Below are 23637 nucleotides of genomic sequence, written 5' to 3'. Positions count from 1 at the left end.
CCGGCTTCTGTCGAGCTGATGCGCCGCGCCGGCACCTGGCGGGCCGGCGCGGCGCGAACCGGAGCGGTGTGGTGAGCAACGTATCGAAGAAGGAGTCGAGGATGCCAGCAGCAATTCCTGCATGCAAACCGGCGGCGGACGCGCTGGTGGTCGAGGATATTCACAAGTCGTTCGGCGGTGTCGAGGTGCTGAAGGGCATCTCGCTGACCGCGAGGAATCACGAGGTCGTGTCGATCCTCGGCAGCAGCGGGTCAGGCAAGAGTACGTTCCTCAGATGCATCAACCTGCTGGAAATGCCCGACCGCGGCCGGATCTGCGTGAACGGCGAAACGCTCGCGCTGAAGCCGGCGGGACGCGACGGCGCGCTCGTCGCGGCCGATGCGCAGCAGGTGATGCGCGTGCGCCGCAAGCTCGCGATGGTGTTCCAGCAGTTCAATCTCTGGGCGCACATGACCGTGCTGCAGAACGTGATGTTCGTGCCGGTGCGCGTGCTCGGCGTGCCGAAGCGCGACGCCCGCGACAAGGCGATCGCGATGCTCGAACGGGTCGGGCTCGCCGGCAAGTGCGAACACTATCCGAACCAGCTGTCGGGCGGCCAGCAGCAGCGCGTCGCAATTGCACGTGCACTCGCGACCGACCCCGACGTGATGCTGTTCGACGAGCCGACGTCCGCGCTCGATCCCGAGCTCGTCGGTGAAGTGTTGAAAGTGATGCGCTCGCTGGCCGACGAGGGACGCACGATGCTCGTCGTCACGCACGAGATGGGGTTTGCACGTGAAGTCGCGAACCGGGTCGTGTTCGTCCATCAGGGAAGAATCGAGGAAGACGGCAGTCCCGATGAGGTGTTCGCGAGCCAGAAGTCGCCGCGTTTCCAGAAGTTTCTGTCCAGCATCATCTGATGCGGATTCATTGTCAACCGGAGAGGAAACCATGAAGAAGCTGCTTCAGTCGCTGTGCGTGGGCGCGGCATTGCTCGGCTCGGTCGCGCACGCCGAGCAGGTCGTGCGGATCGGCACGCTCGCCGATTACGCGCCGTTCGAATACAAGGATGCATCCGGCAAGCTGCAGGGCATGGAGATCGACGTCGGCAAGAAGATGTGCGACACGATGAAGGTCAAGTGCCAGTGGGTGACGATGGATTTCGACGCGCTGATTCCGGCGCTCAAGGCGAAGCAGATCGATGCGGTGCTCGCGCAGATGTCGAAGACGCCGGAGCGCGAGCAGTCGGTGGACTTCTCGCGCATTTTCACGACGGCGCCCGTGCAGCTCGTCGCGAAGCAGGGCTCGGGCATCACGGACAACGCCGCCACGCTGCGTGGCAAGACGATCGGCGTTCAGACGGCCTCGACGCACGAATCCTATCTGCGCCGCCGCCTGCCGGCGAGCAAGTCGGGGATCAACGTGAAGGTCTATCAGACACTCGACGAGGCCTGGCTCGATCTCGAGGCAGGGCGCGTCGATGCGGTGTTCGCCGACAACACGGTCGCGTACGACTGGCTGACGAAGGCCGGCAGGAAGGAAGGCTTCGACTTCGTCGGCAAGCCGATCGCCGATGCGGAGATCTTCGGCGACGGTACGGCGATCGCGGTACGCAAGGGCGACGCGCCGCTGAAGGCGCTGTTCGACAAGGGCATCGCGCAGGTGCAGGCGGATGGCACGTTCGCCGCAGCCAACAAGCGCTATTTCCCGTTCAGCATCGCGCCGCAATAACCGCGTATCGGGACCGCGCGGTCGCCGGACGGCGGCCTGCGCGAATCGGGCTCACAAGGAGCGATATTACGATGGACATCTTGGTGAACTACGGCGCGCAGATCGCGGCTGGCGCGCTCGTCACGCTGGAGCTCGCGGTCGCCGCGCTGTGCGTCGGCATGTTGCTCGGCATCGCCGGCGCATCGGCAAAGCTGTCGAGCCTGGGGTGGCTCAGACATGCGACCTATGCGCTGACCAATTTCCTGCGCGGCATTCCCGAGTTCCTGATCCTGTTGATCTGCTACTTCGGGCTGTCGCATCTGCTCAACGCGCAATTCGATGGCGCCATCGTCATCAGCCCGTTCTCGGCCGGCGTGATCGCGCTCGCCGTGGTGTTCGGCGCCTACTCGTCGGAGATGTTCCGCGGCGCGTTCATCGCGGTGCCGGCCGGACAGATCGAGGCCGCGCGCGCGTACGGGATGACACGCCTGCAGACACTGTGGCACGTGCGTCTGCCGCAGGCGTGGCGCATCTGCCTGCCGAGCCTGAACAACATGTGGCAGAACTTGCTGAAGGACACGTCGCTGGTGTCGATCGTCGGGCTCGAGGACATGCTGCGCAAGGCCAACATCGCCGCGCAGTTCACCAAGCAGCCATTCGTCTTCTACGTGACGGTCGGCATCGTCTATTTCGGCTTTCTCGCCGTATCCAACCCCGTGTTCGCGTGGCTCGAGCGCATCGCGGGCCGCGGTTACGCAAAACGCACCTGACGGGGCCACGTGATGAACGACTTTCTTTCCCTCATCGTGCAGTCCGGCCCGGACGTCGCGCGCGGCATATGGATCACGCTCGAGCTGCTGGTGCTGTCCTGCACGCTTGCGTTCGCGCTCGCGGTGCCGCTGGCGGTCGCGCGCACGTCGGCGTGCCGGTGGCTGTCGACACCGAGCCGCCTGTTCATGTCGGTGTTTCGCGGCACGCCGCTGCTGGTGCAGATTTTCGTGCTGTATTACGGGCTCGCGCAGTTCTCCATCGTGCGTGCGTCGCCTCTGTGGCTGCTGGTCGGCGGATCGTTCTCGTGTGCGTTGTGCGCGCTGACGCTCAATCTCGCGGCGTACATGGCGGAAGACATCCGGGGCGGGATCGCCGGCGTCCCCGCCGGCGAGAAGGAAGCCGCGCTCGCGTTCGGGATGAGCCGCTTCATGCTCACCTGGTTCGTGATCGTGCCGCGCGCGATCGGCATCGTCGCGCCGACGCTCGGCAACGAGATCGTGCTGCAGCTGAAGTCGACCGCGCTTGCCAGCACGATCACCGTGCTCGACCTGACCGGTGTCGCACGCCGCATCGCGATCGAAACCTATACGACCGATGCGCTGATGCTGGCCGGCATCGTGTACGTCGGCATCACGGCGGTGCTTTCGACCGTGCTCAAACGCATCGAAGGCCTGCTGAATCGCCATCTGGACAGCGCGCGTGCTTGACAGGCGCCGAATGAACGCGACACAACCAACGATCCGAGGACGACATGGGATACAAGCTTGAAACGCTGGCGCTGGCTGCGGACCGCGACGTGACCGACGAGAAGTCGGTCGCGCCGGCGATCCACTATTCGGCGGTGTTCAAGGCAGCCGGCAGCGAGGAATTCGCGGAGATGTCGAGCGTGCCGCAGCATCCGCGCAACTACACCCGCTACGGCAATCCCGTTCACGAGCGCGTAAAGGCGGTCATGGCGGAGCTCGAGGGCACCGAGACCGCGCTCGTCACCGCATCCGGAATGGGCGCGATCGCGACCGCGATCCTCAGTGTCGTGAAGGCCGGCGATCACGTCGTCGGACAGACGCGTCATTACATGAGCACCACGAAAATGCTCGACGACATGCTGCGCCGGTTCGGTGTCGAGGTGACGTTCGTCGACCAGACCGACGTGGTCGCGTTCGATCGTGCGATCCGGCCGAATACGCGGCTGATCGTGCTCGAGTCGCCGGTCAATCCGCTGCTGCTCGTGACCGACATCGCCGCGGTGACTGAAATCGCAAGGGCACGCGGCATCCTGACGCTCGCGGACAACACGTTCGCGTCGCCGGTCAATCAGCAGCCGCACCGGCTCGGTGTCGACATCGTCGTGCACAGCGCGACCAAGTATCTGGGCGGTCATCACGACCTGACCGGCGGCGTGATCTGTACGAGCCGCGTGCTCGCAGAGCAGATCTGGCATACGCACATCACGCTCGGCTCGGTGCTGTCCCCGATGGACGCGTGGCTGCTGCTGCGCGGGCTGCGCACGCTGCCGATGCGCGTCGAGCGGATCAACGCGAACGCTCAGGCGCTCGCCGAATTCCTCGAAGCGCACGCGAAGATCGAACGCGTGTTTTATCCGGGCCTGCGCAGCCATCCGCAGCACGGACTCGCATGCCGGCAGATGCGCGGCTTCGGCGGTGTGGTGGCGTTCGGCGTGCGGGGAGGCTACGGCGAAGCGCAGCGCTTTGTCGAGGCGCTGCGCTTGCCGCTGAATGCAGGCAATCTCGGCGGCGTCGATTCGCTCGCGATCCATACGGCATCCATGTGGGCGGGCACGATGTCGGCGGAGCAAATGCGCGCTGCCGACATTCCGCTCAATTTCATCCGCTATTCGGTCGGCATCGAGCACATCGACGACCTGAAAAGCGATATCGCGCAAGCATTGGAGCAGATCTGACACGGACCGGTGCGCACGCTCGATCGACGTCTCGTGTGCGTCGCGCCGACCTTTGAATCGATTCGGGCACGAGATGCGCGGATTGCAACGACGGAGCACGGACTATGCATGACATCACAGTACTCGACGGCGGCATGGGGCGCGAACTGGCGCGGATGGGGGCGCCGTTCAGGCAGCCGGAGTGGTCGGCACTCGCGCTGATGGAAGCGCCGCATTACGTCGGCCTTGCGCACGACGCATTCGTCGCGGCGGGTGCCGACGTGATTACCGCAAACAGCTATGAGGTCGTGCCGTTCCATATCGGCGAGGAGCGGTTCCGTCGCGACGGAGTCGCGCTCGCGGCCCTTGCCGGGCAACTCGCGCGGCAAGCGGCGGACCGCGCAGGGCGGCCCGTGCGCGTCGCAGGATCGCTTCCGCCGACTGGCGGTTCCTACCGCCCCGACCTGTTCGACGCGGCGCGCGCCGATGCCATCTTGGCGACGCTCGTCGATGGGCTCGATCCCTACGTCGACCTGTGGCTGGCCGAGACGCAGAGCCTGACCGACGAGATCGGCGCGGTCCGGCGAGCGCTGGGTGAGAATCCGAAGCCGCTCTGGGTCTCGTTCACGCTGCGCGATGACGTCGAAGCAGGCGCCACGCCGGTATTGCGATCGGGGCAGACGCTCGGCGAAGCGATCGACGCCGCCGTGTCCGCGCGCGCGACCGCGCTGCTGTTCAATTGCAGCCAACCGGAGGCGATGGGTGCGGCGATCGAGACGGTGCAGCGCGGGCTTGCGCGAACGGGAACGTCGCTCGTGATCGGCGCCTATGCGAACGCGTTTCCGCCTCAGCGCGCCGATGCGCGTGCGAACGAGGAACTCCACGGTTTGCGCGGCGACATCGATCCGCCCGGCTATGCAAGATGGGCGGAGCAGTGGCTTGCGCTGGGCGCGCGGATCGTCGGCGGATGCTGCGGAATCGGCCCCGGCCACATCGCGGCATTGCGCGACGCGGTCGATGCACGCGGTGCCCGGCACACCGGGCTCGGCGAATGAAGATCGACGGCCTGGACCAGAAGATAATCGACGCGTTGTGTGCCGATGCGCGGATTCCGCTCGCGGTGCTGGCCGACAGGATCGGTTTGTCCAGGCAAGCGGTCCGGAACCGGATCGACCGGCTCGAAGCACTGAACATCATTGCAGGCTATACGGTGCGGCTCGCATTGCCCGATGAGGTCGTGCCGGTGCGCGCCGTGATGCTGGTTTACCGCAAGGACCGGATGCGCGGTGCAGACGTGCTTGCCGCACTCGAGCGGATCGCCGAGGTGCGCGATTGCGCGGTGCTCAGCGGCGAGGTCGATTTGCTCGTACAGATAGAGGCCGCCACACACGAGCGCGTCAGCGACATCTGGGCGACGATCAGTGCGATGGACGGTGTGCAGAACATGACGACCAGCTTCGTGCTCGATTCGGTTGTCCACAAGCGTTGACCAAACTGGCGCGACGGGAAAGGAGCAGGTGGGGTAGCTTGCCGATCATGACCCGATCCTGTCATTCGCCTGTACTTCGGCTGCAACTTCCGACTGTCGGCCCTGCCCGGGTATCGGACTCTCGCCTATCGATCAGTCTTCTCGCGCAAGCCGCAGCAAGATGTCGGCGAGGGCTCGAATTTTCGGTTGTGCCGCACGTTGGGACGGATATACGAGGAAGTAGGAAAGACCGTCCTGAACCACGTTCTCAAACGGCGTCACCAGCGATCCGGCACGGAGCCGGTCTCGTGCCATTCGTGGGTCGCCGATTGCAATTCCGTGTCCATCCATCGATGCCGCGAGCGTCAATTCGAGGGTATCGAATACAAGTCCACGTTCTGCATCGATCTGGAGCGCCCCAACATGATCGAGCCAGCATCTCCACTCCGCGTGGCTGGGCCCGGGATGGAGCAAATCGACATGCGCAAGGTCGGCAACGGATCGCAGTGATGTTGCCAATGTGGGCGCGCACATCGGCGTGAGCGTCTCGGAAAACAGCGGTACCGCTTCCATACCGGTCCACTGTCCTGTGCCTCGCACAATGACGGCATCGACGTCGGACGTAGTGAAATCCGGCGTATCGTCCGCGGATGTCGAAATACGAAGCTCCGTCCCGCTCATGGCGCGATGAATGTCCGGCAGCCGCGGGAGCAACCAGCGAATGGCGAACGTGGACGGCAACTTCAAGGTGAGAACTGAAGTCGTCCGCGCATGGAAGTCTGCGTGCTGAACCAACTGCGTGAGCACGTTGACCGCGACCGTCAGCAGTCCATTTCCTTCTGCTGTCAACGTCAGACCCGATACGTGGCGCACAAAGAGCGCGCATCGATAATGCGTTTCCAACTGCTGTATCTGGCGGCTCACCGCGCCTTGCGTACGGCATAGATGAGCCGCCGCCTTGCTGACGCTGCCAAGCTGCGCCGCGGCGACGAATGACTGAATCGCTGCCAACGGTGGGAGGGGCCGCGTCAGGTCAGCCAGCGGATATGCATGCGCTGCATACCCGGATTGCACATTTTTCGATTGTTCGGTCATCGGTGCGTCGCTATCGTGCGTCTACCGGATGCCCTGTTCTTGCGAATGAACGGGGTTGTCAACGAATGATCGGAGGATAATTTTGGACTCAACGTCGGGATCACTATATACGGAACAGGTTCGCGCGTACCTTCGGGAACTGGAGCGAGGCGATGTCGGTGCCATCTGCGCGCTATTTACGCCGGACGCGCAGATTTTCTCGCCATTTCTCGGCTGGATGCATCCTGAGGCCTTTTTTTCGAAGGTCGCTGCCGCGTCGGGAGAAAGCAAGATTACACCGATCGATATCTGCGTCAGCGCGAGTGGGGCTCGACGTGCGACAGGTTACTTTATCTACGACTGGGGCCTGAAAGACGGATCGGCGGTGCGCTTCGAGTGCGTCGACGTGTTCGAGTTCGACATCGCGGGGCTCATCGAACGGATGATCATCGTCTACGACACCCATCCGATTCGGAGTACGGTCGGCGACAAGTACGCGTAGCGGAATCGATGTCGCTCAATACCGAGGGCTGGTTTACGGGGAGGTCGCCGACAAGCTGCAAGCGGGCCTCGGCCGGCCGTTCAGCCGTTCGGTGTGGAGCGAGCGGTATTTGCTGGATGAGCTGGCGCGCGACCCGAACGATATGATGCGCAAGTATCGTGCGGCTTTTGCTCAACGGCGAGGGGGCGCATGGGGCGAGAGTGGGACGGTCAATCGACGCCACGCCATCATTGTCTTGACACGCCGTGGATTCATCAACCGCAGTGCGAGGCTTTGTCCGGAACGACAGGGTCAACCCCACACCAATGCGCAGCGGTCAGTCGGCATCCACGCGCACTCGGCCCGGATGAATATCCATGCGGATTGTCTTCGTGTCGAGAGACGTCATGCCGCCAGACCTCGGCGGCTTCGCGTGCTAATCCCTCACGCCCTGCGCCGAGCTCATGAAGTTGACGCTGATCCGCGTGCCCTCGATTTCCGGTTCCTTGGGCACGCAGTGCACCCAGTCTTGCTGCGCGCGCCCTCCCATCACCACCAAGTCTCCGGAAGACGGTTTGAAGGTCATGGAGCGGCCGCCCTTGATCGGCTTGATCAGGAACCGGCGTATCGTGCCGAGCGTCAGGACGGGCACGATGCAGTCGTGCTTCCGGCACGAGCCGTGGTCGCGATGCCAGCCTGTACTGTCTTGCCCGTTGCGATAGAGGTTCATCCACAGGCCGTCGTATTCCACGCCGTAGTGACGCGACAGCGCACGGACGGCCTGCAGCAGGCGCGCGTCGGGCACATCGGCGACATGCTTGTAGACCGCCGTCATGCGCGGCTCGCGAAACACCTGGTTGAACATGCGCCGATCGTGCTCCAGCCACGGAACGCTGTTGCGCAACTGCTCATAGAGCTGCGACGCCCCTGAAATCCATCCGGGCACGATTTCGATCCAGGAATGAGCGTCGAGATCGAAACGCCTTGCCGATCGAAAGGACTCGTCTATCGAGAATTCGGCGTCGCTGCTTCCGAACAAATCGCTCTGTGCAGGTACCGTGCTCGGGATCCGTGTGATTGAATTCATCGTGCAAGTTGATCGCTTCAGGTGGTGACGAGTCACGCGGCCGGGAAAGGTGTCGATATGAGTCGTAGTCAGGCCGAAGCACCGTGATTCATCGCATGCCACGCACGCAGCACCGAATAGCCGCGCCAGGGCCGCCATTTCTCGGCGGCTTGTGCTGCGGCACGGGCGCTACCCACACCCAGGGCCTTTTGCAACGCGACGTCGCCGGCGGGAAAGGCGTCGGGCCAACGCAGCGCGCGCATGGCGATGTACTGCGCCGTCCAGTCGCCGATGCCGGGCAGCGCGCACAATTCGGCGCAAGTCGCAGCGACGTCTACGCCGGGGTGCAAAGCGATGCGCCCGTCCAGCACGGCGTGCGCCAGCGCATGCAGCGCGGTCTGGCGTTGCCGCGTGATGCCCAGGCGGCCGAGCTCATCGCCGGTGGCGGCCGCCAGGGCAGCAGGCGTGGGAAAGAGACGATGCAGACCCGCGACAGGCGTTTCGATCGGATCGCCGAAGGCCGCAACCAGTCGCGCGCCCAGTGTGCGTGCAGCGGCCACGGTGACCTGCTGGCCCAGCACGGCGCGCACCGCTAGCTCGAAGCCGTCCAGTGTGCCCGGCACGCGCAAGCCCTCGCCCAACGGGAACGCGGCGTGCAGAGCCGCGTGGATGGCGATCGGGTCGGCGTCCAGATCGAACGCGGCGCGCACACGGTTGATCAGCGCCGGCAGGGCGGCGGCCAATGAATCGCTGATCGTCAGCACGGCCTGCGCGCGATCTTCGTCGAAGCGAGCGCGCAACCAGCCGCTACGCGCCTGCGCACCTTGCACAAGCCGCAGCGTTCGCGTGTATTCCAGGCCCGCGACCTGCTCGACGCCGGGCAACGCGCGCAGGCGCAAAAAGCCCACCATTGCCTGTACGTCATAGGGAGGCCGCCAGCCGAGTCGCACGGTCACGCCTTGTCCATCGGACGCGGATCTGGCCCGGCGCAAGGCGCTGGGATTCAGGCCGTAGTGGCGCGAGAAGGCATCGTTGAAGCGTCGGACGCTGGAAAAGCCGCTGGACGCCGCGACCTGGCTCATCGGCAATCGGGTGTCGGCAATCAACTGCTTGGCCGCCAACAGCCGGCGTGTTTGAAGGTACTGAAGCGGCGACACGCCAAAGTGTGCGTCGAAAATGCGGCGCAAATGGCGGTCGGTCACACCCAGCCGTTGCGCAATGCGCGGCATCAAGCCGCCGCTCGACTGCCCGAAGGTCGGGGGCGCGGAGGTCATGTGCCGCCATGCGTCGGGTTCATCCATCAATCTTGCGGCCTGCAGGGCCAGGATGCGCGAAGCGTCCTCCGTGCTCCAGGATGCCGCGCGCGGAGCCAATTCGGGGCGGCAACGCAAGCAGGGCCTGAAACCGGCCGCTTCTGCCTCTGCCGCGTGACGGTAGAAGCGGAGGTTCTCGCGACGCGGTGTCTTCACGCGACACACCGGACGACAGTAGATGCCGGTGCTGGTGACGGCCGCGAAAAAGGAGCCGTCGAAGCGCGCGTCGTGCGCCTTCAGCGCCAGGTAGCAGGCGTCGCTGTCGGGGGTGTCGATGGGGGTAGGCATGGGTGACATCGTATATCCCGCGCGCCCACGACGTGCGCCATTTTCGGACATGTGGTCTGTCGGCTTTGCGCCGCCAAACATCGGGCATCTCGAGCATCCGGGACGGCAGAAAATGATTGCGCGGTTCGGTCCCGCCAACCTCACGGAACGCGGTATGCGCTTGACTTCAAGGTGATCGGGAACCTGGATCGGGCGTGAGGCAGTGCCGTGCGCTCATAAAACGGACCGGCCCTCACGACGGCGCATTCTCGTTCCCTCGCAAGAATCGGAGTTGCCGCGCGACCTCTCCCCGGCAAGGTGTCGCTACGCGCAGGCCAGATGATCAAGCCGTGAGTGGCATGGGCCATAGCGGCCCCATTTCTTTGCGCGCCTGCCGCTTGCGGCGGTGGTTGTTGCCGATGCGTTCCATCGGCCTCCTGGCGAGGCGATCACGGCGATCGGATCGTCGACGCCTTGCCTGCGTCCAGCCGTTGCCGGCAATCGATCGTGACGCGGCGGCGTGCCGGTACCCGCTTGCCCGCCGACACCCCCGAAACATCGGATGCGACACCTTAATCCCGCAGTAACTCTTGTAATGCAATTCGCCAAAACATCGAGGATAATTATTTAAATCGCCGAAACTATTTAATTTATTTCCTTTTAATCAAACAAAACATCCGCGCCGGCAAAGGTATTTAAGTTCGCCTCGTCATTCAATGTGGCTGCGTCCGCTTCAGGTAAGCCTGTCAGGGCTCTGGGGGCGATTCGCATTTGCGACCCTTTATATGCGATCTAAAAATCGGCCGAAAATGTAAAGCATTGCAATATCAAGGAGAGAGTTGAGTATTCCGATTGCGATGCATGATTTTATTTGGCAGGATTTTCATCAGGTTGCTCGATTTCAAGGCAACAATACAGCCGGCCATTCAATCAGTCGAAACAACACGTGCCGGATGAGCAACGATCCGAAAGGAAGCTGACGAAGAAACGGATAACGAGGCGGCGAACGGGCGACATCGTTCGCGTTCATTGAAGCAATCGTTTGCCTGGGCGTCGATGCGTCACTCGAGCGACCCGGGCGGATTCGATACGGGGCAGCCATGGCGATACTCATGAACGATTCTTCCGGGGAAGCGTGCCTGCTCCGCGCGTATCACGTGTTCGGCCGGGATGCCGCGCGTTGCGATACGGTCATCCGGGATGCGTCGGTGTCCCGTGTTCACGCCCATATCCGCTGGGTGGGCGGGCTGTGGGAACTCCACGATCACAGCAGCAACGGCACGTCGCTGTCCGGCGTGCCGTTACGCCACGGCGATCACGCGGTACTGCAGCCGGGTGACATGATCCGGTTCGGCAGGGCAGGCATCGCGCCGTGGCGCGTCGATGCGCTCGACGATCCGGCCGATACGCTGTGGCCGATACGAGGCGCTGCGCATCCGATCGTGCTCGCGCCGCGCCAGATCCTGGCCGCCCGCGCCGCGCAGCCGGTCACGATCGTCCGGTCGCCGGCCGGCGAATGGCTGTGCGACGACACGTTGCCGCCGCGCGCGCTCCATGACGGCGACGAAGTATCGACCGGCGACGCCACGTGGCGCCTGGCACTCGCGCGCAATGGTTCGACGATGAGGCTCGCCGCCCCCGCCGATCCGGCCGTGCCGGCACAACTGCTCGAATTTCTCGTCAGCCGGGACGAAGAGCATGTGCGCATGCTGCTGCATGTTCGCGGCGGCGTGGTCGACCTCGGCGAGCGCGCGCATCACTACAGTCTCGTCACGCTTGCCCGCGCGCGCTCGGCCGACATGCAGGCCGGCTACGACGCCGCCACGCAAGGCTGGATCGAACTCGACCGGCTGGCGCGCATGCTCGGCATCGATACGTCCCATGTCAACGTGCAGATTCACCGCGCCCGGAGCCAGTTCGCGGCCCTGCCGGGGCTGGGCGCGAGCCAGCTCGTCGAGCGCCGGCGCGGCAGCGTCAGGTTCGGCGATTTCCCGTTCCGCGTCATGCGCGGCGCGCATCTCGAATGCCAGTCGGTGCCGCCCGCTCAGCCGCGTATCGGCGTGCATCGTCCGGCGCCGGCCCCGGTAGTCCATTGCTCATGAACTCGAGAGAACCGGTCTCGGTGCCGGCCGTGCCCCGCGCGTCCGGCGCGCCATTTGCGGAACTGGCCGGCAAGCGGCGTTACCGGCTCGGTTCGTTGCTCGGCGAAGGCGGCAATGGCGTGGTGTTTCGCGCGACCTGCTGCGAAACGGGACAAGCCGTCGCGATCAAGCTGATGCGGGATCACGCCGCGCGGACGGCGACGGAGCGCGCGCGCCAGCGTGCGCGCTTCCAGCGCGAGACGAGCCTGTGCGAGGCGCTGCGGCACCCGAACATCGTGGCCTTGCTGGACAAGGGGGAAGCGCCCGACGGCCGGCTGTTCGCCGTATTCGAGCTGGTGCAGGGCCCGACCTTGCGCGACCGGCTCGCGGCACAGGGGCCGCTGTCGGCCGTCGACACGGGCCGGCTGATGGCGGAGGTGCTCGACGCGCTCGCGGCCGCGCATCGCCGGGGCATCGTGCATCGGGACCTGAAGCCGCAGAACATCGTGATCGCGATGGCCGACGACGGGCCGCATGCGAAGCTCCTCGATTTCGGCATCGGTGCGTTGCTGCCCGGCGCGGAAGACATCGGGCGCCAGACCCTGACGCTGGCGACCGAGGTGCTTGGTTCGGCGTCCTATTGCGCGCCCGAGCAATTGCGCAACGAGCCGCCGACGCCAGGAAGCGACCTGTATGCGTGGGGCCTGGTCGTGATCGAATGCCTGACGGGCGAGGTCGTCATGCGCGGTGCGAGCGTGGCCGACATTCTCTATCAGCAGCTCAGCCCGGCGAATGTCGCGTTCCCTCCGCCGATCGCATCGCATCCGCTCGGCGCGGTATTGCGGCGCGCGCTGAGCAAGAATCCGGAGCAGCGCGCTGCGTCGGCCGACGAACTCGCGGAAGCGTTCCGCACGCTCAACTTCGCGTCGCTCGTCGGCCGTTTCGATGCCGGCCGCGCAAGCGGGCCGACGCATCCGCGCCCGTTCGCGCCGTACGGCGAGCCGATCGCAACGGCGGGCGGGTACCGTCAGATCACCACGCTGTGCTGTTGTGTGACGATCACCGGAGAAGGCCGGCGACGCCACGCCGGAGTCGATCACGACGTCCTGCTCGACGACTACGAGGAGCAATGGCAGACGAAGTGCGCGGATATCGCCGTCGGTTACGGCGCGCAGGTCGACGCACGGCTCGGCGACACGCTGCTGTTCCATTTCGGCCTGCAAGGCGACATCGATTGGCCGGCGCGCCGCGCGGCGCGCGCGGCACTCGACATGGTGCGGGTGGCCGGGCGCGCAAGACTGCCGGTGCCTGCGGCGGCCGGCGGCGACGCCGGTGGCGCAAGCTGGCGCGTTGAAGTGGCCGCCGCGATTCACGTCGGGCAGGTTCTCGCCCATGCGTCGCATATGTCGGGCGTATCGACGCCTGCCGCGGCTGCGCGGCTGCTGCGGCTTGCCGGGCCCGGACAGATTCTGATCAGTGACGATGCGCGGCTGGCGCTCGAACGGCATGCGGACTGTCGGCCGACCCCGTTGCGGCTCGCGCGGGCGGGCCTCGTGCCGCAGCCGGTTCACGAATTGCTCGGCGAGCGGCGCGCCGATACGCCGTTCGATTCGCTCGACGCCGGCATGTGGGCACCGATGATCGGCCGCGCGCGCGAACTCGGCGTACTCTTGCGCGCGTGGCAGGAGACGCTCGCACGACATCGTCGCGTGATGCGCGGCGAGCCTGTGCCGCACGGTGTGCCGCGGCTGGTCGTCGGCGACGCGGGGCTCGGCAAATCGCGCCTCGTCCACGAGTTGTGCGAGGTCGTCCGGGGCGAGGGTTCTGCCTGCGCGTATTGCGGGTGCCTGCCCGAGCGGGAGAATCACGCACTGTTTCCGATCCTGCGATTCATCGCCGCGCATTGGCATATCGACGCCGACGACCCGGCGGATCTCGCGCTCGCGGCGATCGACACCATGATCGCGCCGCTCGAATGCGATCACGCGGCGGCCCGTGTCGCACTCGCGACCTGGCTGGGGGTGCCCTGCGAAGGGACGAGGGTCCCATGGTCGAGTGCGCGCGAACGACATGCATTGTTCGACGTCCTCGAGCAGCTGATCGTGTCGCTCGGCAATGGCGCGCCGGTGTTGTTCGTCGTCGAGGATGTCCAGTGGATCGACCGCTCGACCGAGGATTTTCTTGCGTACCTGCGGCGTTCGCCGCGCGCGGCGGCGCTCGGCATCGTGCTCACGTCGCGCCCCGACCAGCTCGCGCGCTGGCGCGGCGCGACCGAACGCCTGGTGTTGCGCCGCCTGCCGCGCGACGATGCGCAGCGCCTGATGTCGGCATGCCTGGGCCCGGGCGAGCTCGATCCGCTCTGGCTCGACCCGCTCGCCCGGCGCACGGCGGGCATTCCGCTGTTCATCGAGGCCGTCGCGCGCGAGCTGACGATGGGCGGCGCGGACGGCACGCTCGCCGGGCTGCTGACGACGGATCCCCGTCCGCTTCCGCTCAGTCTCGGCGGGATGCTCGGTCGAGCGTTCGACCGGATCGACGACGCGCGCGACACCGCGCAGCTCGCCGCGACGATCGGGCTCGAGGTGGATGCGCAACTGCTCGTCGCGGCTTCGCCGCATGATCGCGCGACGCTCGACGCGCACCTGCAGTTGCTGCTCGAGGAACGGATCCTGTACGCGCAACATCGGCGCGATCGCGTGGTCTATTCGTTCCGCCATGCGTTGATTCGCGATGCAGCGTATGAGTCGATGCCGCCCGAGCTGCGGCGCGGCAACCAGGCACGCGTCGGCCGCGCGCGGGTGGCGTAAGCCGGTCGCGGCGCCGGTGCGCATGCGTCTGGCGTCGCGGAGCACTTCGCGCGCGCGAGTGCGCGGGGGGCGTTTGCGGGCGCTCGACATCACCACCGATCCCGGGGTGCCGACGGTAGCCGCGCCGACGGAAAATCCGCAGGACGGGCGCTTTTCGATCGGCTTCGGCTCCCGTCCGGATGGCCGAATCGCGGTGCAGCGCGCGCTGACCGAAGTCAATCAGTTGTTCGATGTCGAGGCGCAGGGGCGCTGTGTCATCTCTGGCCGCGTTTTGGTGCACGACGGCTTTACCCGGTGCCGGTGGATCTTGGGTAGTGCGCCCGGCCACGCAGCGAAGCCGAGTTGAATCCGGCACGGCTGTTTCCGTGACTTGGCCGCTCGTCCGCCAGTGGCGCCGGGTTCCGGGCGCGACGTCGGTCGAGGCGTAGTTTCATCTCGTGCTCCCGCTTTCGTCTTTCGAAATCCTGACGTATTTCAAAATGCTTTCCATCCATGTCGCATGCGCGATTCGATGCCGGGACAGTCGAAATTTGCATAGCGTTTGTGAACGGAATTACGGCTGCATACGTTCGCGGTTGACGGTGCCGCGCGCCATGTCCGGCGCGCAGCGGCCTCGATGCGCGGCGTGATGGCGCGTCGCGCGGCCGCAGGCGCCGACGGGCCCGGATCGCGGTACGGTCCGAACGAGATCACGCAAGCACACGAGGATGCAGTCATGGCATCGATTCCCGAACCCGCGCCGACCGGCGACACCAGCAAACGGAACTGGCTCGAATCCCACGAGGCCGGCTATCACAAGACCCTCGGCAATCGACAGGTGCAGATGATCGCGATCGGCGGCGCCATCGGTACCGGCCTGTTCCTCGGCGCGGGCGCGCGCCTGCAGGCCGCCGGGCCGTCGCTCGCGATCGTCTATCTCGTGTGCGGCGTGTTTTCCTTCCTGATCCTGCGCGCGCTCGGCGAGCTCGTGATGCATCGCCCGAGCAGCGGCAGCTTCGTGTCGTATGCGCGCGAATTCCTGGGCGAGAAAGCGTCGTTCGTCGCCGGATGGATGTATTTCCTGAACTGGGCGATGACCGGCATCGTCGACATCACCGCGGTCGCGCTCTACATGCATTACTGGGCGCCGTTTTCGGGCGTGCCGCAGTGGATCTTCGCGCTCGCCGCGCTGTGCATCGTCGCGACGATGAACCTGATCGGCGTGAAGTGGTTCGCCGAGATGGAATTCTGGTTTGCGTTGATCAAGGTCGCCGCGATCGTGCTGTTTCTCGTGATCGGCAGCGTGATCCTCGGCACCGGCGGGCACGTCGCTGGCCATGACACGGGCATGCACCTGATCACCGACAACGGCGGGTTCTTCCCGCACGGGCTGATGCCGGCGCTGGTGCTGGTGCAGGGCGTGGTGTTCGCGTTCGCGGGCGTCGAACTGGTCGGCACCGCCGCCGGCGAATGCAAGGACGCGCGCAAGGTGCTGCCGCGCGCGATCAACAACGTGATCTGGCGCATCGCGATCTTCTACGTCGCGTCGGTCGTCCTGCTGGTCTGCCTGCTGCCGTGGAGCGCGTACAAGGCGGGCCAGAGCCCGTTCGTCACGTTTTTCGGCGCGCTCGGCGTGCCCGGCATCGGTTCGGTGATGAACCTGGTGGTGTTGACCGCGGCACTGTCGAGTCTCAACTCGGGACTGTATTCGACCGGGCGCGTGCTGCGTTCGCTCGCAATGGGCGGCTCGGCACCGGCGTTCCTCGGGAGGATGAGCGGGCAATCCGTGCCGTACGCGGGCATTCTCGTGACGGTCGCGATCTACGTGGTCGGCGTGCTGCTCAACTACCTGGTGCCGTCGAGCGTGTTCGAGATCGTGCTGAACATCGCGTCGCTCGGCATCATCAGTACGTGGGCATTCATCGTCGTGTGCCAGATGAAGTTCCGCGCGGCGGTCGCGCGCGGCGAGGTGGACGACGTGTCGTTCAGGATGCCCGGCGCGCCCGTGACGTCATGGCTGACGCTGCTGTTCCTGCTCGGCGTGCTGGTCCTGATGGCATTCGACTATCCGAACGGCACGTGGACGATCGCGTCGATCCCGCTCGTCGCGCTGCTGCTCGTGGCCGGCTGGAAGTGGCTGAGCGGACGCGCGCACCGCGCGTCGCTCAAGCCGACGATTCCGTCGGTCGCGCTCACGCAGAACGTGCTCGAGAAGGACGGCGACTGACGGGACGCGCGACGAGGCGCGGCCGCCGGCCCGGTTGCGGCGCGCCCGCTCACATTTGCTTGCAGCCGGCATTCCCGGATCCGGTTCTGCGGCGTATGGTCGGTTGCGGCGCGTGCGCCTCGATACGTTCGATGCGCTTGCCGGCCGGTCGGGCGACAGGCCGGGGGCGCGGCCGTGATGCGCGCGACGGTTTCTACGTGAAGCCCGTCGTACCGAAGTCGTTGCAGCCGAGCGTGTGCCGCAACGAAAGCTTCGGGCCGGCCACGCGGGTCGCGCGGCCGGCCGCCGCGCGTGTCAGAACCGCGTACTGAATCCGACCCGCGCGATCGACTGCAGTGCGCCGCTCGACGCACCGTTCGCGTCCATCACGCCGTTGATCTGCGCGTTGCTGCCGTGGTTCGCGCGCTGATGCACGCCCGCCACGTACACCATCGTGCGCTTCGACAGCCAGTACTGGACGGCCGCCAGGAACTGGTGCGCGTGCGCATTGTCGAGCGTGTCGTTGCCTTTCATGTAGGTGTAGCTCGCGCCGACCACCCACGCAGGCGACGGATGCCACGACGCGCCGGCTTCCGCCGACCACGCGCCCGCGCCGTTCGCCGAGTTCCGTACGGTCGTCACGAGCGCCTTCCCCGTGACCGTGCCGAGCGTGTAGTGCACCCCTGCGCCCCAGTTGCGCGCGCTGGTCGGCGGGAGCCCCGCCGACGCGCCGTATTTCTGGTTCGTATAGGCCGCGCCCGCGCCGAACGGGCCGTTGTCGTAGCTCGCGCCGACGCTGACCGTGTTGTTCGCACCGACCGACCCCGCGACGTTCCCGAAGCCGTACAGCGCGCCGAAGGTCAGGCCCGACAGCGACGGGCTCGTGTACTTGACGGAATTCGCGACGCGATTGCTGCCCGCGACGCGATCCCAGTCGAACGCGCCGGTGGGGTTGTTCGGCAAGGCGAGCTTGTCGAACGGCCCGTTGCGAAAGCCGTACAGGCCGACGAGATCCTGCGCGATCTCGTTGCCGCCGGCGGCGAGCGCATCGACCATGAACTCGTACTGGTTGCCGAGCGTGAGCTTGCCGTAACGGTCGTTCTCCAGCCCGACGTAGGCCTGCCGAGCGAACAGCCCGCCGCCGATGATCGAGCCGTTGCCGAGCGAATACTGGTTCACGAGCCGGAAGATCGCGCGCGTGCCCGCGCCGAGATCCTCCTTGCCTTCGAAACCGAGCAGGTTCGGAAAGAAGATGTTGTCGTCGAACTTCGCGTTGCCGTGGCCGCCTTCGTTGCTGACGTAGCTGATGCCGGCATCCATCAGCCCGAACATCGTCACGCTGCTCTGCGCGAACGACACGGCGGGAAGGGCGCATGCCGCGAGCGCCAGAAGGGTCTTTTTCGTCATCTCCAATGTGCTCCTCACATGTTTCCGGTCAGGCCGGATATTTTTAATTGGACTACTGATTGATATGAAAAAACCCGAGCCGGGCGATTGCCGGTTCGGTGGCAACCGGAGCGAACCGGTGTGTGGCGGGCATCGGCCGGCATCGGCTGGAACCGCGTGCCCGCCGATGCCGGCCGATGCCTGTCGAGCGCGCGCTAGACCGTCGAATACCCGCCGTCGACCGGCACGACCGCACCTGTCACGAACGACGCGGCGGGCGAGCACAGGAACAGGATCACGTCCGCGACTTCGTTGGCCGTGCCCCAGCGCCCGAGCGGCGTGCGTTCGAGGATGCGTCGTGACGCCTGCGTGTCGGCCATCAGGCCGCTGCTGAGCGGCGTGTCGATCCAGCCGGGCGCGACCGCGTTCACGCGGATGCCGCGATCGGCCCACGCCTGCGCGAGCGAGCGCGTGAGCTGTGCGATGCCGCCCTTGCTCGCGCTGTACGCGGGGCGGTCCTTGCTGCCGAAGTACGTGTACATCGATGCGACGTTGACGATGCTGCCGCCTTGTACGGACAGCGCCGGCAACGCGGCGTCGGAGGCGCGCATCACCGACGTCAGGTTCACGTTCAGCACGAGTTCGAACTGGTCCATCCGGTATTCGTCCGCGTGCCGGCTGATGCCGACGCCGTTGACGAGCACGTCGAGCCGCGGCAATGCGGCGATCGTGCGCGTCAGTGCGTCGCTGTCGGTCACGTCCAGTTCCATGCACCGGACGCGCGGATGCACCGGCGCGTGCGGGCCGGTAGCTTCGAGCCCGAGCGCAACGACCGATGCGCCGGCTTCCGCGAAACGCCACGCCGTGCTTGCGCCGATGCCCGATGTGCCGCCGGTTACCGCGACGGTCCTTCCCTCAAATAACCACTGGCGACTCATGTTCGACACTCTCGACGGCGTGGGTGGAGCGCGCATGCCGCTGCGCGGGGGAAACCAGGATCTTGATCTGCGTACGATCGGCGAGCAGCGCGTCGAAGCCGTCGGCGACGGCGTCCTCCAGCGACACGGTACGCGTGACGATCGACGTGAGATCGAGCGCGCCCGACGCGACGATGCGCAGCAGGTCCTCGTACGCATGCCGGTAGCCGACGCTCGCCGTGAAGGTCAGCTCGTCGTTGACCGCGCGGAACGCGTCGAAGCCCGCCTGCGGCATCAGGCCGACCATCACGACGCGGCCGCCCTTGCGCAGCGCCTGCATCGCCGCCTCGAACGTGGCCGGCAAGCCGGCCGCCTCGAAGCTCGCGTCGACGCCGAGCCCGCCCGATGCCTCGTGGATCGCATCGCGCAGCACGGACGCGTCGAGCGTGCGCGCATTGAACGTGTGCGTCGCGCCGAAGCGCGCGGCGGCCGCGAGACGCTCGGTCGACACGTCGACCGCGACGAGGGTCGTCGCACCCTGCAGCTTCGCGAGCTGGATCAGCAGCAGGCCGATCGGCCCGAGCCCGAATACCGCGCACGTGTCGCCGAGCCGGAGCTCGGCGCGGCGCAGCGCGTGCAGCGCGACGGCCGCGGGTTCCATCACGGCGGCCTGCTCGAGACTCACGCCGTCGGGCAGCCGGTGCAGCATGTAGGCGGGCACGACCGCGAAGTCGGCCATCCCGCCGTCGCCCATCAGCCCGGCAAAGCCCATCGACACGCACAGGTTGTACGACCCCGAGCGGCAGTACGCGCACTGGTGGCAGCGATATTCGGGCTCGACGGCGACACAATCGCCCGGATTCAGCGTCGTCACGCCTTCGCCGACTTCGACGACGGTGCCGCAGAATTCGTGGCCGAGCGTCAGCGGCGCGGTACGGCGCGACAGCGGATGCGGCGTGTCGACCGGAATCGCGTGCGGGCCGTCCGCGTATTCGTGCAGGTCGCTGCCGCAGATGCCGCAATACGCGACCGCGATGCGCACCTCGCCCGGCCCGGGGCGCGGCGTATCGATTTCCACGAGACGGACGTCGCGCGGGCCATGCCATTGAAGTGCACGCATGTCAGCGTCCTCCGAGGTTCTGTGTATCGAGACGGGTCGCGCCCGTGCCGGCGAGCGCGCGCTTGCGCAGCACGGCGGGCGCGGTTTCGACGAGGCCGAACGACAGCACGCACGCGAGGATCGCGCCGGTGGCCGACGTCCACATCGCGAACTGCAGGCCGTACTTGTCCGCGGCGAAGCCGGCGACGGTCGGCGCGACGAAGCCGCCGATCAGCTCGCCGGCGCCCATGATCAGCCCGAGCGCGCTGGCGATCGCGCGCGGCGGCACCGTTTCCGCCGGGATCGTCGCCATGAACAGCGTGAAACAGCCGAGGCCCGTGTAGGTCGCGAGCACGAGCGCGCAGAGCGCCCACAGCGAATTCGCGTGAATCATCGCGACGGGGCACGCGGCGGCGACCAGCGCGAACACGATCATCGTCGGCTTGCGGCCGATCCGGTCGGAGATCGCGGGCACCGCGAAACCCCAGAACACCCACGCGGCGCCGAGGCAGGTCATCACGACGCCCATGTCGGCAGGGGACAGGTGGCGGCTGTCGACGAGGAACACCGGCGCGAACGAGATGATCACGATGAACCACGTGAGGAAGAAGCAGCTGATCAGCACGCAAAGCAGGATGTTGCGTTCCTTCAGCAGCGCCCAGCGGCTGATCTCCGCGCCGCCCGCGGCCGGTGCGCCGACGGTGTCGGCCTGCGCATGCCGTGCGCCGCCGGGCGGCACCTCGCGCACCCAGCGCCAGATGCAGAACGCGATCAGGAAGCCGGGAATGCACGATACGAAGAACGCGTGGCGCCAGCCGTGCGCGGTCGCGATGCCGATCACGACCGGCGGGCCGATCATCGCGCCGAGCAGGCCGGCGGCGGAGCCTTGCAGCAGGCCCATGTTCAGCCCGCGGCGGCTCGGCGTCGAACTCTCGACCATCAGCGACTGCGAGAGCGGCAGCACCGGGCCTTCGGCGATGCCCATCAGCGCGCGGAACGCGATCAGGCTCGCGAAACCGCCGACGAGCCCCGACAGTGCCGAGCACACGGAAAAGCCGATCACGGCGGCGATCAGCAGCGGCTTGCGCGTGCCGCGCGCATCGGACCACGCGCCGGTCGCGGCGCCCGACAGCGCCCACGTGAGCGCGAGCGCGGACGACACCATGCCGAGCTGCGCATTCGTCAGGTGCAGCTCGGCGGACATGAACGGGAACAGGAACGACAGCGCGAGGCGGTCGAAGAACACGAAGCCGAACGTCATGAACAGGATCAGCAGCAGCCTGTTCTCGTACGTCCAGGCGGGCCTGGAGGAGGAAGGGGATGTCATGGTGAGCCTCGCCGCGCGTCAGCGGAACAGCTTCTCGATCGCTTGCGCGCCGAGGCCGACCTTCTCGTAGTGCGCCTTGCACATCGCGATGTACGAGTGCACGTCGAAGTAGCCGTCGGGTTGGCCTTCGTCGTCGAGCCAGATCAGCGGCCCCTTGACGATGAAGAACGCGCGCATCGGCTCGGGGTGATCGAATGCGACGAGCGTGTGGCCCTCGCCCGGCGTCTCGTAGACGAAATCGCCGCGCGTCGCGGTCCATTCGTGTTCCAGGTAACCCCACTTGCCCGACAGCGTGTAAGCGAACACCTCGTGCGGGTGATAGTGCCGGTTCACGAGCCCGGCTTCCTTCGCCATCAGGATGTCGCACCATTTGTTCTGCGACGGCGAGATCCACAGCGGCCGCGACGAAACCGTTTCGGTGAACGGAACGTAATAGCGCTCGTCGTCGGTGGCCGCGTTCGCGATGTAGGCTTCCGGAAGCGCATCGGGCTTGAACGGATTGGCAATCGGCGGGATGTTTTGCCAGAATTCGGCTACGGCTTGGTCGACCACGGTTCGTCTCCTTGTGTTTGGATGTCGTGGGCTCGACTTTAGCCAGCAGGTGCGCGCCGCTCTTGACTGGGCTGGACGAATTGCTTGATCGGGCCGGACATCGCACCGCACGACGTTTAAACGATCCATCCCCCAATTTCGCATTGCATGGCGCTCCGCACGACGGGCGCCAGCAGGAGGCGACGTGACGAATTCGACCGTTTTTTCACGCACGCGAGGCTCGACGGCCGACGTGCCGGTGCGCGACCGGATGGCGTACTGGGACGCGTTCAACGCAGAGACGCTGGTCGGCCTGCGCTGCTCGTCGCTGTCGCCGGCCGGGCTCGAGGTCGAGAAGACCGACATCGCGCTGCCGGGCCTCGGCATCGCCGACATCAGCGGCCAGGATCACGTGATCGAACGCAGCCCCGCGCTGGTGCGCCAGTTGCCGAAGGAGTCGTTGTTCGCGTGCCAGATCCTGAGCGGGCGTGCGTATTTCATCCAGCACGACCGGTGCCTGCTCGCGGAAGCCGGCGATGTCGTCGTCTACGACACGCGTGTGCCTTATCTGTTCGGATTCCTGACACCGATGCGGCAGTTGCTGATCGATATCCCGGTCACGACGCTCGACGACCGGCTCGACGCGGAACTGGCGGCGCTGCCGCTGCGGATCGCGCCGAAGCCGGGCGCGGGCGCGATGCTCGGCGCAACGTTGCGCGCGAGCGTCGAGCGGTTCATGAAGGACCCGGTCGAGCGCGATGCCGCGCGATTCGCCGAGCACACGCGCACGCTGATCGCGGAACTCGTCGACGCGGAAGTGAACGGCGCGGGCGCGTCGCGCGCGTCGCTGTCGTACCTGCTGACCGCGAAGCAGTACGTCGCGACGCACCTGGGCGACCCGGAACTCGGGCCGCAGGCGGTTGCCGACGCGGTCGGGCTGTCGCTGCGCCACCTGAGCCGGCTCTTTGCGGCCGAAGGCGAGTCGATCACGCAGCACATCTGGTCGGAGCGGCTGGCGCACGCGCATCGCGAGCTGACCGATGCGCGGCTGCGCAAGACGAGCATCGGCGAGATCGCGTTTCGCTGGGGTTTCTCGAGCCAGGCGCATTTCAGCCGGGCGATTCGCGAGCGCTACGGCGCGTCGCCGATGGCATTGCGCGACGCGGCGCACGCGGCCGGCCGCTGATACCGGCAGCCGATACGGATGGAGCGGCGGCGCGTGTCCCACGCGCCGTTTTTTCGTGCAGCGAACGACGGCGCAGATGCGCCGCGCCG

Annotated in this window: 19 protein-coding genes and 3 pseudogenes; 14 read left to right on the top strand and 8 right to left on the bottom strand. The window is 66.3% G+C overall.

What is annotated here, in order from left to right; genetic code table 11:
• Positions 1 to 101 precede the first annotated feature (101 nt).
• From ACTJLD_RS05845 to ACTJLD_RS05815, 7 genes are all read left to right on the top strand, one after another.
• A complete protein-coding gene (locus tag ACTJLD_RS05845; protein ID WP_034196105.1) occupies positions 102 to 899 on the top strand; it encodes an ABC transporter ATP-binding protein in 798 nt (265 codons plus the stop codon).
• 31 nt (positions 900 to 930) lie between these two features.
• Positions 931 to 1710: a transporter substrate-binding domain-containing protein gene (locus ACTJLD_RS05840; RefSeq protein ID WP_059699163.1), complete on the top strand. Its 780-nt coding sequence runs from the start codon at positions 931 to 933 to the stop codon at positions 1708 to 1710.
• Positions 1711 to 1781: 71 nt separating this feature from the next.
• The gene (locus ACTJLD_RS05835) at positions 1782 to 2459 is read left to right on the top strand and encodes an ABC transporter permease (RefSeq protein ID WP_059699164.1); all 678 of its coding nucleotides are present in this window, start codon (positions 1782 to 1784) and stop codon (positions 2457 to 2459) included.
• Positions 2460 to 2471: 12 nt separating this feature from the next.
• Positions 2472 to 3167 (top strand): ABC transporter permease, encoded by a 696-nt coding sequence (locus ACTJLD_RS05830; RefSeq protein ID WP_124840590.1) that lies wholly within the window; start codon positions 2472 to 2474, stop codon positions 3165 to 3167.
• Positions 3168 to 3211: 44 nt separating this feature from the next.
• On the top strand, positions 3212 to 4381 hold the full coding sequence (locus ACTJLD_RS05825; protein ID WP_059699166.1) for a trans-sulfuration enzyme family protein: 1170 nt from the start codon (positions 3212 to 3214) through the stop codon (positions 4379 to 4381).
• Between the two features lie 104 nt (positions 4382 to 4485).
• Entirely contained in the window at positions 4486 to 5415 is a 930-nt protein-coding gene (locus ACTJLD_RS05820) for a homocysteine S-methyltransferase family protein (RefSeq protein ID WP_440658258.1), read from the top strand.
• Positions 5412 to 5849, top strand: coding sequence for an Lrp/AsnC family transcriptional regulator (locus ACTJLD_RS05815; RefSeq protein WP_027790136.1), 438 nt, complete (start codon positions 5412 to 5414; stop codon positions 5847 to 5849). The genes ACTJLD_RS05820 and ACTJLD_RS05815 overlap by 4 nt, the downstream gene beginning before the upstream one ends.
• Before the next feature lie 132 nt (positions 5850 to 5981).
• On the opposite strand, the gene ACTJLD_RS05810 is transcribed toward ACTJLD_RS05815, so the two are convergent.
• Positions 5982 to 6923 (bottom strand): LysR substrate-binding domain-containing protein, encoded by a 942-nt coding sequence (locus ACTJLD_RS05810; RefSeq protein WP_440658256.1) that lies wholly within the window; start codon positions 6921 to 6923, stop codon positions 5982 to 5984.
• A gap of 82 nt (positions 6924 to 7005) precedes the next feature.
• Between ACTJLD_RS05810 and ACTJLD_RS05805 the strand changes: the two genes are divergently transcribed.
• A complete protein-coding gene (locus tag ACTJLD_RS05805; protein WP_027790134.1) occupies positions 7006 to 7404 on the top strand; it encodes a nuclear transport factor 2 family protein in 399 nt (132 codons plus the stop codon).
• A 28-nt stretch (positions 7405 to 7432) separates the two neighbouring features.
• Positions 7433 to 7639: pseudogene (locus tag ACTJLD_RS05800) on the top strand (aromatic alcohol reductase); the annotation flags it as partial.
• A 180-nt stretch (positions 7640 to 7819) separates the two neighbouring features.
• Here the strand turns inward: ACTJLD_RS05800 and ACTJLD_RS05795 are convergent.
• The gene (locus ACTJLD_RS05795; protein WP_333997643.1) at positions 7820 to 8470 is read right to left on the bottom strand and encodes an alpha-ketoglutarate-dependent dioxygenase AlkB; all 651 of its coding nucleotides are present in this window, start codon (positions 8468 to 8470) and stop codon (positions 7820 to 7822) included.
• Positions 8471 to 8538: 68 nt separating this feature from the next.
• On the bottom strand, positions 8539 to 10050 hold the full coding sequence (locus ACTJLD_RS05790) for a DNA-3-methyladenine glycosylase 2 family protein (RefSeq protein WP_440658253.1): 1512 nt from the start codon (positions 10048 to 10050) through the stop codon (positions 8539 to 8541).
• A 1079-nt stretch (positions 10051 to 11129) separates the two neighbouring features.
• On the opposite strand from ACTJLD_RS05790, the gene ACTJLD_RS05785 reads away from it, so the two are divergent.
• The 4 genes and pseudogenes from ACTJLD_RS05785 to ansP all read left to right on the top strand — a co-directional run bounded on the left by ACTJLD_RS05785 (position 11130) and on the right by ansP (position 17123).
• Positions 11130 to 12131, top strand: coding sequence for an FHA domain-containing protein (locus tag ACTJLD_RS05785; RefSeq protein ID WP_027790120.1), 1002 nt, complete (start codon positions 11130 to 11132; stop codon positions 12129 to 12131).
• A pseudogene (locus ACTJLD_RS05780) lies at positions 12128 to 15040 on the top strand (TOMM system kinase/cyclase fusion protein); the annotation flags it as partial. The gene ACTJLD_RS05785 and the pseudogene ACTJLD_RS05780, both read left to right, overlap by 4 nt.
• Positions 14982 to 15232: pseudogene (locus tag ACTJLD_RS05775) on the top strand (YcaO-like family protein); the annotation flags it as partial. The pseudogenes ACTJLD_RS05780 and ACTJLD_RS05775, both read left to right, overlap by 59 nt.
• A 400-nt stretch (positions 15233 to 15632) precedes the next feature.
• Positions 15633 to 17123, top strand: coding sequence for an L-asparagine permease (gene ansP / locus ACTJLD_RS05770; protein WP_027790119.1), 1491 nt, complete (start codon positions 15633 to 15635; stop codon positions 17121 to 17123).
• 294 nt (positions 17124 to 17417) lie between these two features.
• Here ansP and ACTJLD_RS05765 read toward each other — a convergent pair whose 3' ends face one another.
• From ACTJLD_RS05765 to ACTJLD_RS05745, 5 genes are all read right to left on the bottom strand, one after another.
• Complete coding sequence (locus ACTJLD_RS05765; RefSeq protein WP_440658251.1) at positions 17418 to 18509, bottom strand: porin; 1092 nt, start codon at positions 18507 to 18509, stop codon at positions 17418 to 17420.
• Between the two features lie 194 nt (positions 18510 to 18703).
• Entirely contained in the window at positions 18704 to 19426 is a 723-nt protein-coding gene (locus ACTJLD_RS05760) for an SDR family NAD(P)-dependent oxidoreductase (protein WP_440658249.1), read from the bottom strand.
• Positions 19404 to 20525 (bottom strand): 2,3-butanediol dehydrogenase, encoded by a 1122-nt coding sequence (locus ACTJLD_RS05755; RefSeq protein WP_027790115.1) that lies wholly within the window; start codon positions 20523 to 20525, stop codon positions 19404 to 19406. Before ACTJLD_RS05755 ends, ACTJLD_RS05760 begins: the two co-directional genes overlap by 23 nt.
• Before the next feature lies 1 nt (position 20526).
• Complete coding sequence (locus tag ACTJLD_RS05750) at positions 20527 to 21831, bottom strand: MFS transporter (protein ID WP_440658247.1); 1305 nt, start codon at positions 21829 to 21831, stop codon at positions 20527 to 20529.
• Between the two features lie 18 nt (positions 21832 to 21849).
• Positions 21850 to 22383, bottom strand: a complete 534-nt coding sequence (locus ACTJLD_RS05745) for a 2,4'-dihydroxyacetophenone dioxygenase family protein (RefSeq protein ID WP_021157568.1) — start codon at positions 22381 to 22383, stop codon at positions 21850 to 21852.
• Positions 22384 to 22567: 184 nt separating this feature from the next.
• On the opposite strand from ACTJLD_RS05745, the gene ACTJLD_RS05740 reads away from it, so the two are divergent.
• Complete coding sequence (locus ACTJLD_RS05740) at positions 22568 to 23548, top strand: helix-turn-helix domain-containing protein (RefSeq protein WP_021157569.1); 981 nt, start codon at positions 22568 to 22570, stop codon at positions 23546 to 23548.
• Positions 23549 to 23637 lie beyond the last annotated feature (89 nt).

Source organism: Burkholderia sp. 22088, assembly GCF_052045915.1.
Classification (GTDB): Bacteria; Pseudomonadota; Gammaproteobacteria; order Burkholderiales; family Burkholderiaceae; genus Burkholderia; species Burkholderia cepacia.
This window is presented reverse-complemented; position numbering and strand designations above follow the sequence as displayed.

Coding starts and splice junctions, on each gene's coding strand:
- ACTJLD_RS05845 (WP_034196105.1), top strand. CDS start 102: ATGCCAGCAGCAATTCCTGCATGCAAACCGGCGGCGGACGCGCTGGTG.
- ACTJLD_RS05840 (WP_059699163.1), top strand. CDS start 931: ATGAAGAAGCTGCTTCAGTCGCTGTGCGTGGGCGCGGCATTGCTCGGC.
- ACTJLD_RS05835 (WP_059699164.1), top strand. CDS start 1,782: ATGGACATCTTGGTGAACTACGGCGCGCAGATCGCGGCTGGCGCGCTC.
- ACTJLD_RS05830 (WP_124840590.1), top strand. CDS start 2,472: ATGAACGACTTTCTTTCCCTCATCGTGCAGTCCGGCCCGGACGTCGCG.
- ACTJLD_RS05825 (WP_059699166.1), top strand. CDS start 3,212: ATGGGATACAAGCTTGAAACGCTGGCGCTGGCTGCGGACCGCGACGTG.
- ACTJLD_RS05820 (WP_440658258.1), top strand. CDS start 4,486: ATGCATGACATCACAGTACTCGACGGCGGCATGGGGCGCGAACTGGCG.
- ACTJLD_RS05815 (WP_027790136.1), top strand. CDS start 5,412: ATGAAGATCGACGGCCTGGACCAGAAGATAATCGACGCGTTGTGTGCC.
- ACTJLD_RS05810 (WP_440658256.1), bottom strand. CDS start 6,923: ATGACCGAACAATCGAAAAATGTGCAATCCGGGTATGCAGCGCATGCA.
- ACTJLD_RS05795 (WP_333997643.1), bottom strand. CDS start 8,470: ATGAATTCAATCACACGGATCCCGAGCACGGTACCTGCACAGAGCGAT.
- ACTJLD_RS05790 (WP_440658253.1), bottom strand. CDS start 10,050: ATGCCTACCCCCATCGACACCCCCGACAGCGACGCCTGCTACCTGGCG.
- ACTJLD_RS05785 (WP_027790120.1), top strand. CDS start 11,130: ATGGCGATACTCATGAACGATTCTTCCGGGGAAGCGTGCCTGCTCCGC.
- ansP (WP_027790119.1), top strand. CDS start 15,633: ATGGCATCGATTCCCGAACCCGCGCCGACCGGCGACACCAGCAAACGG.
- ACTJLD_RS05765 (WP_440658251.1), bottom strand. CDS start 18,509: ATGACGAAAAAGACCCTTCTGGCGCTCGCGGCATGCGCCCTTCCCGCC.
- ACTJLD_RS05760 (WP_440658249.1), bottom strand. CDS start 19,426: ATGAGTCGCCAGTGGTTATTTGAGGGAAGGACCGTCGCGGTAACCGGC.
- ACTJLD_RS05755 (WP_027790115.1), bottom strand. CDS start 20,525: ATGCGTGCACTTCAATGGCATGGCCCGCGCGACGTCCGTCTCGTGGAA.
- ACTJLD_RS05750 (WP_440658247.1), bottom strand. CDS start 21,831: ATGACATCCCCTTCCTCCTCCAGGCCCGCCTGGACGTACGAGAACAGG.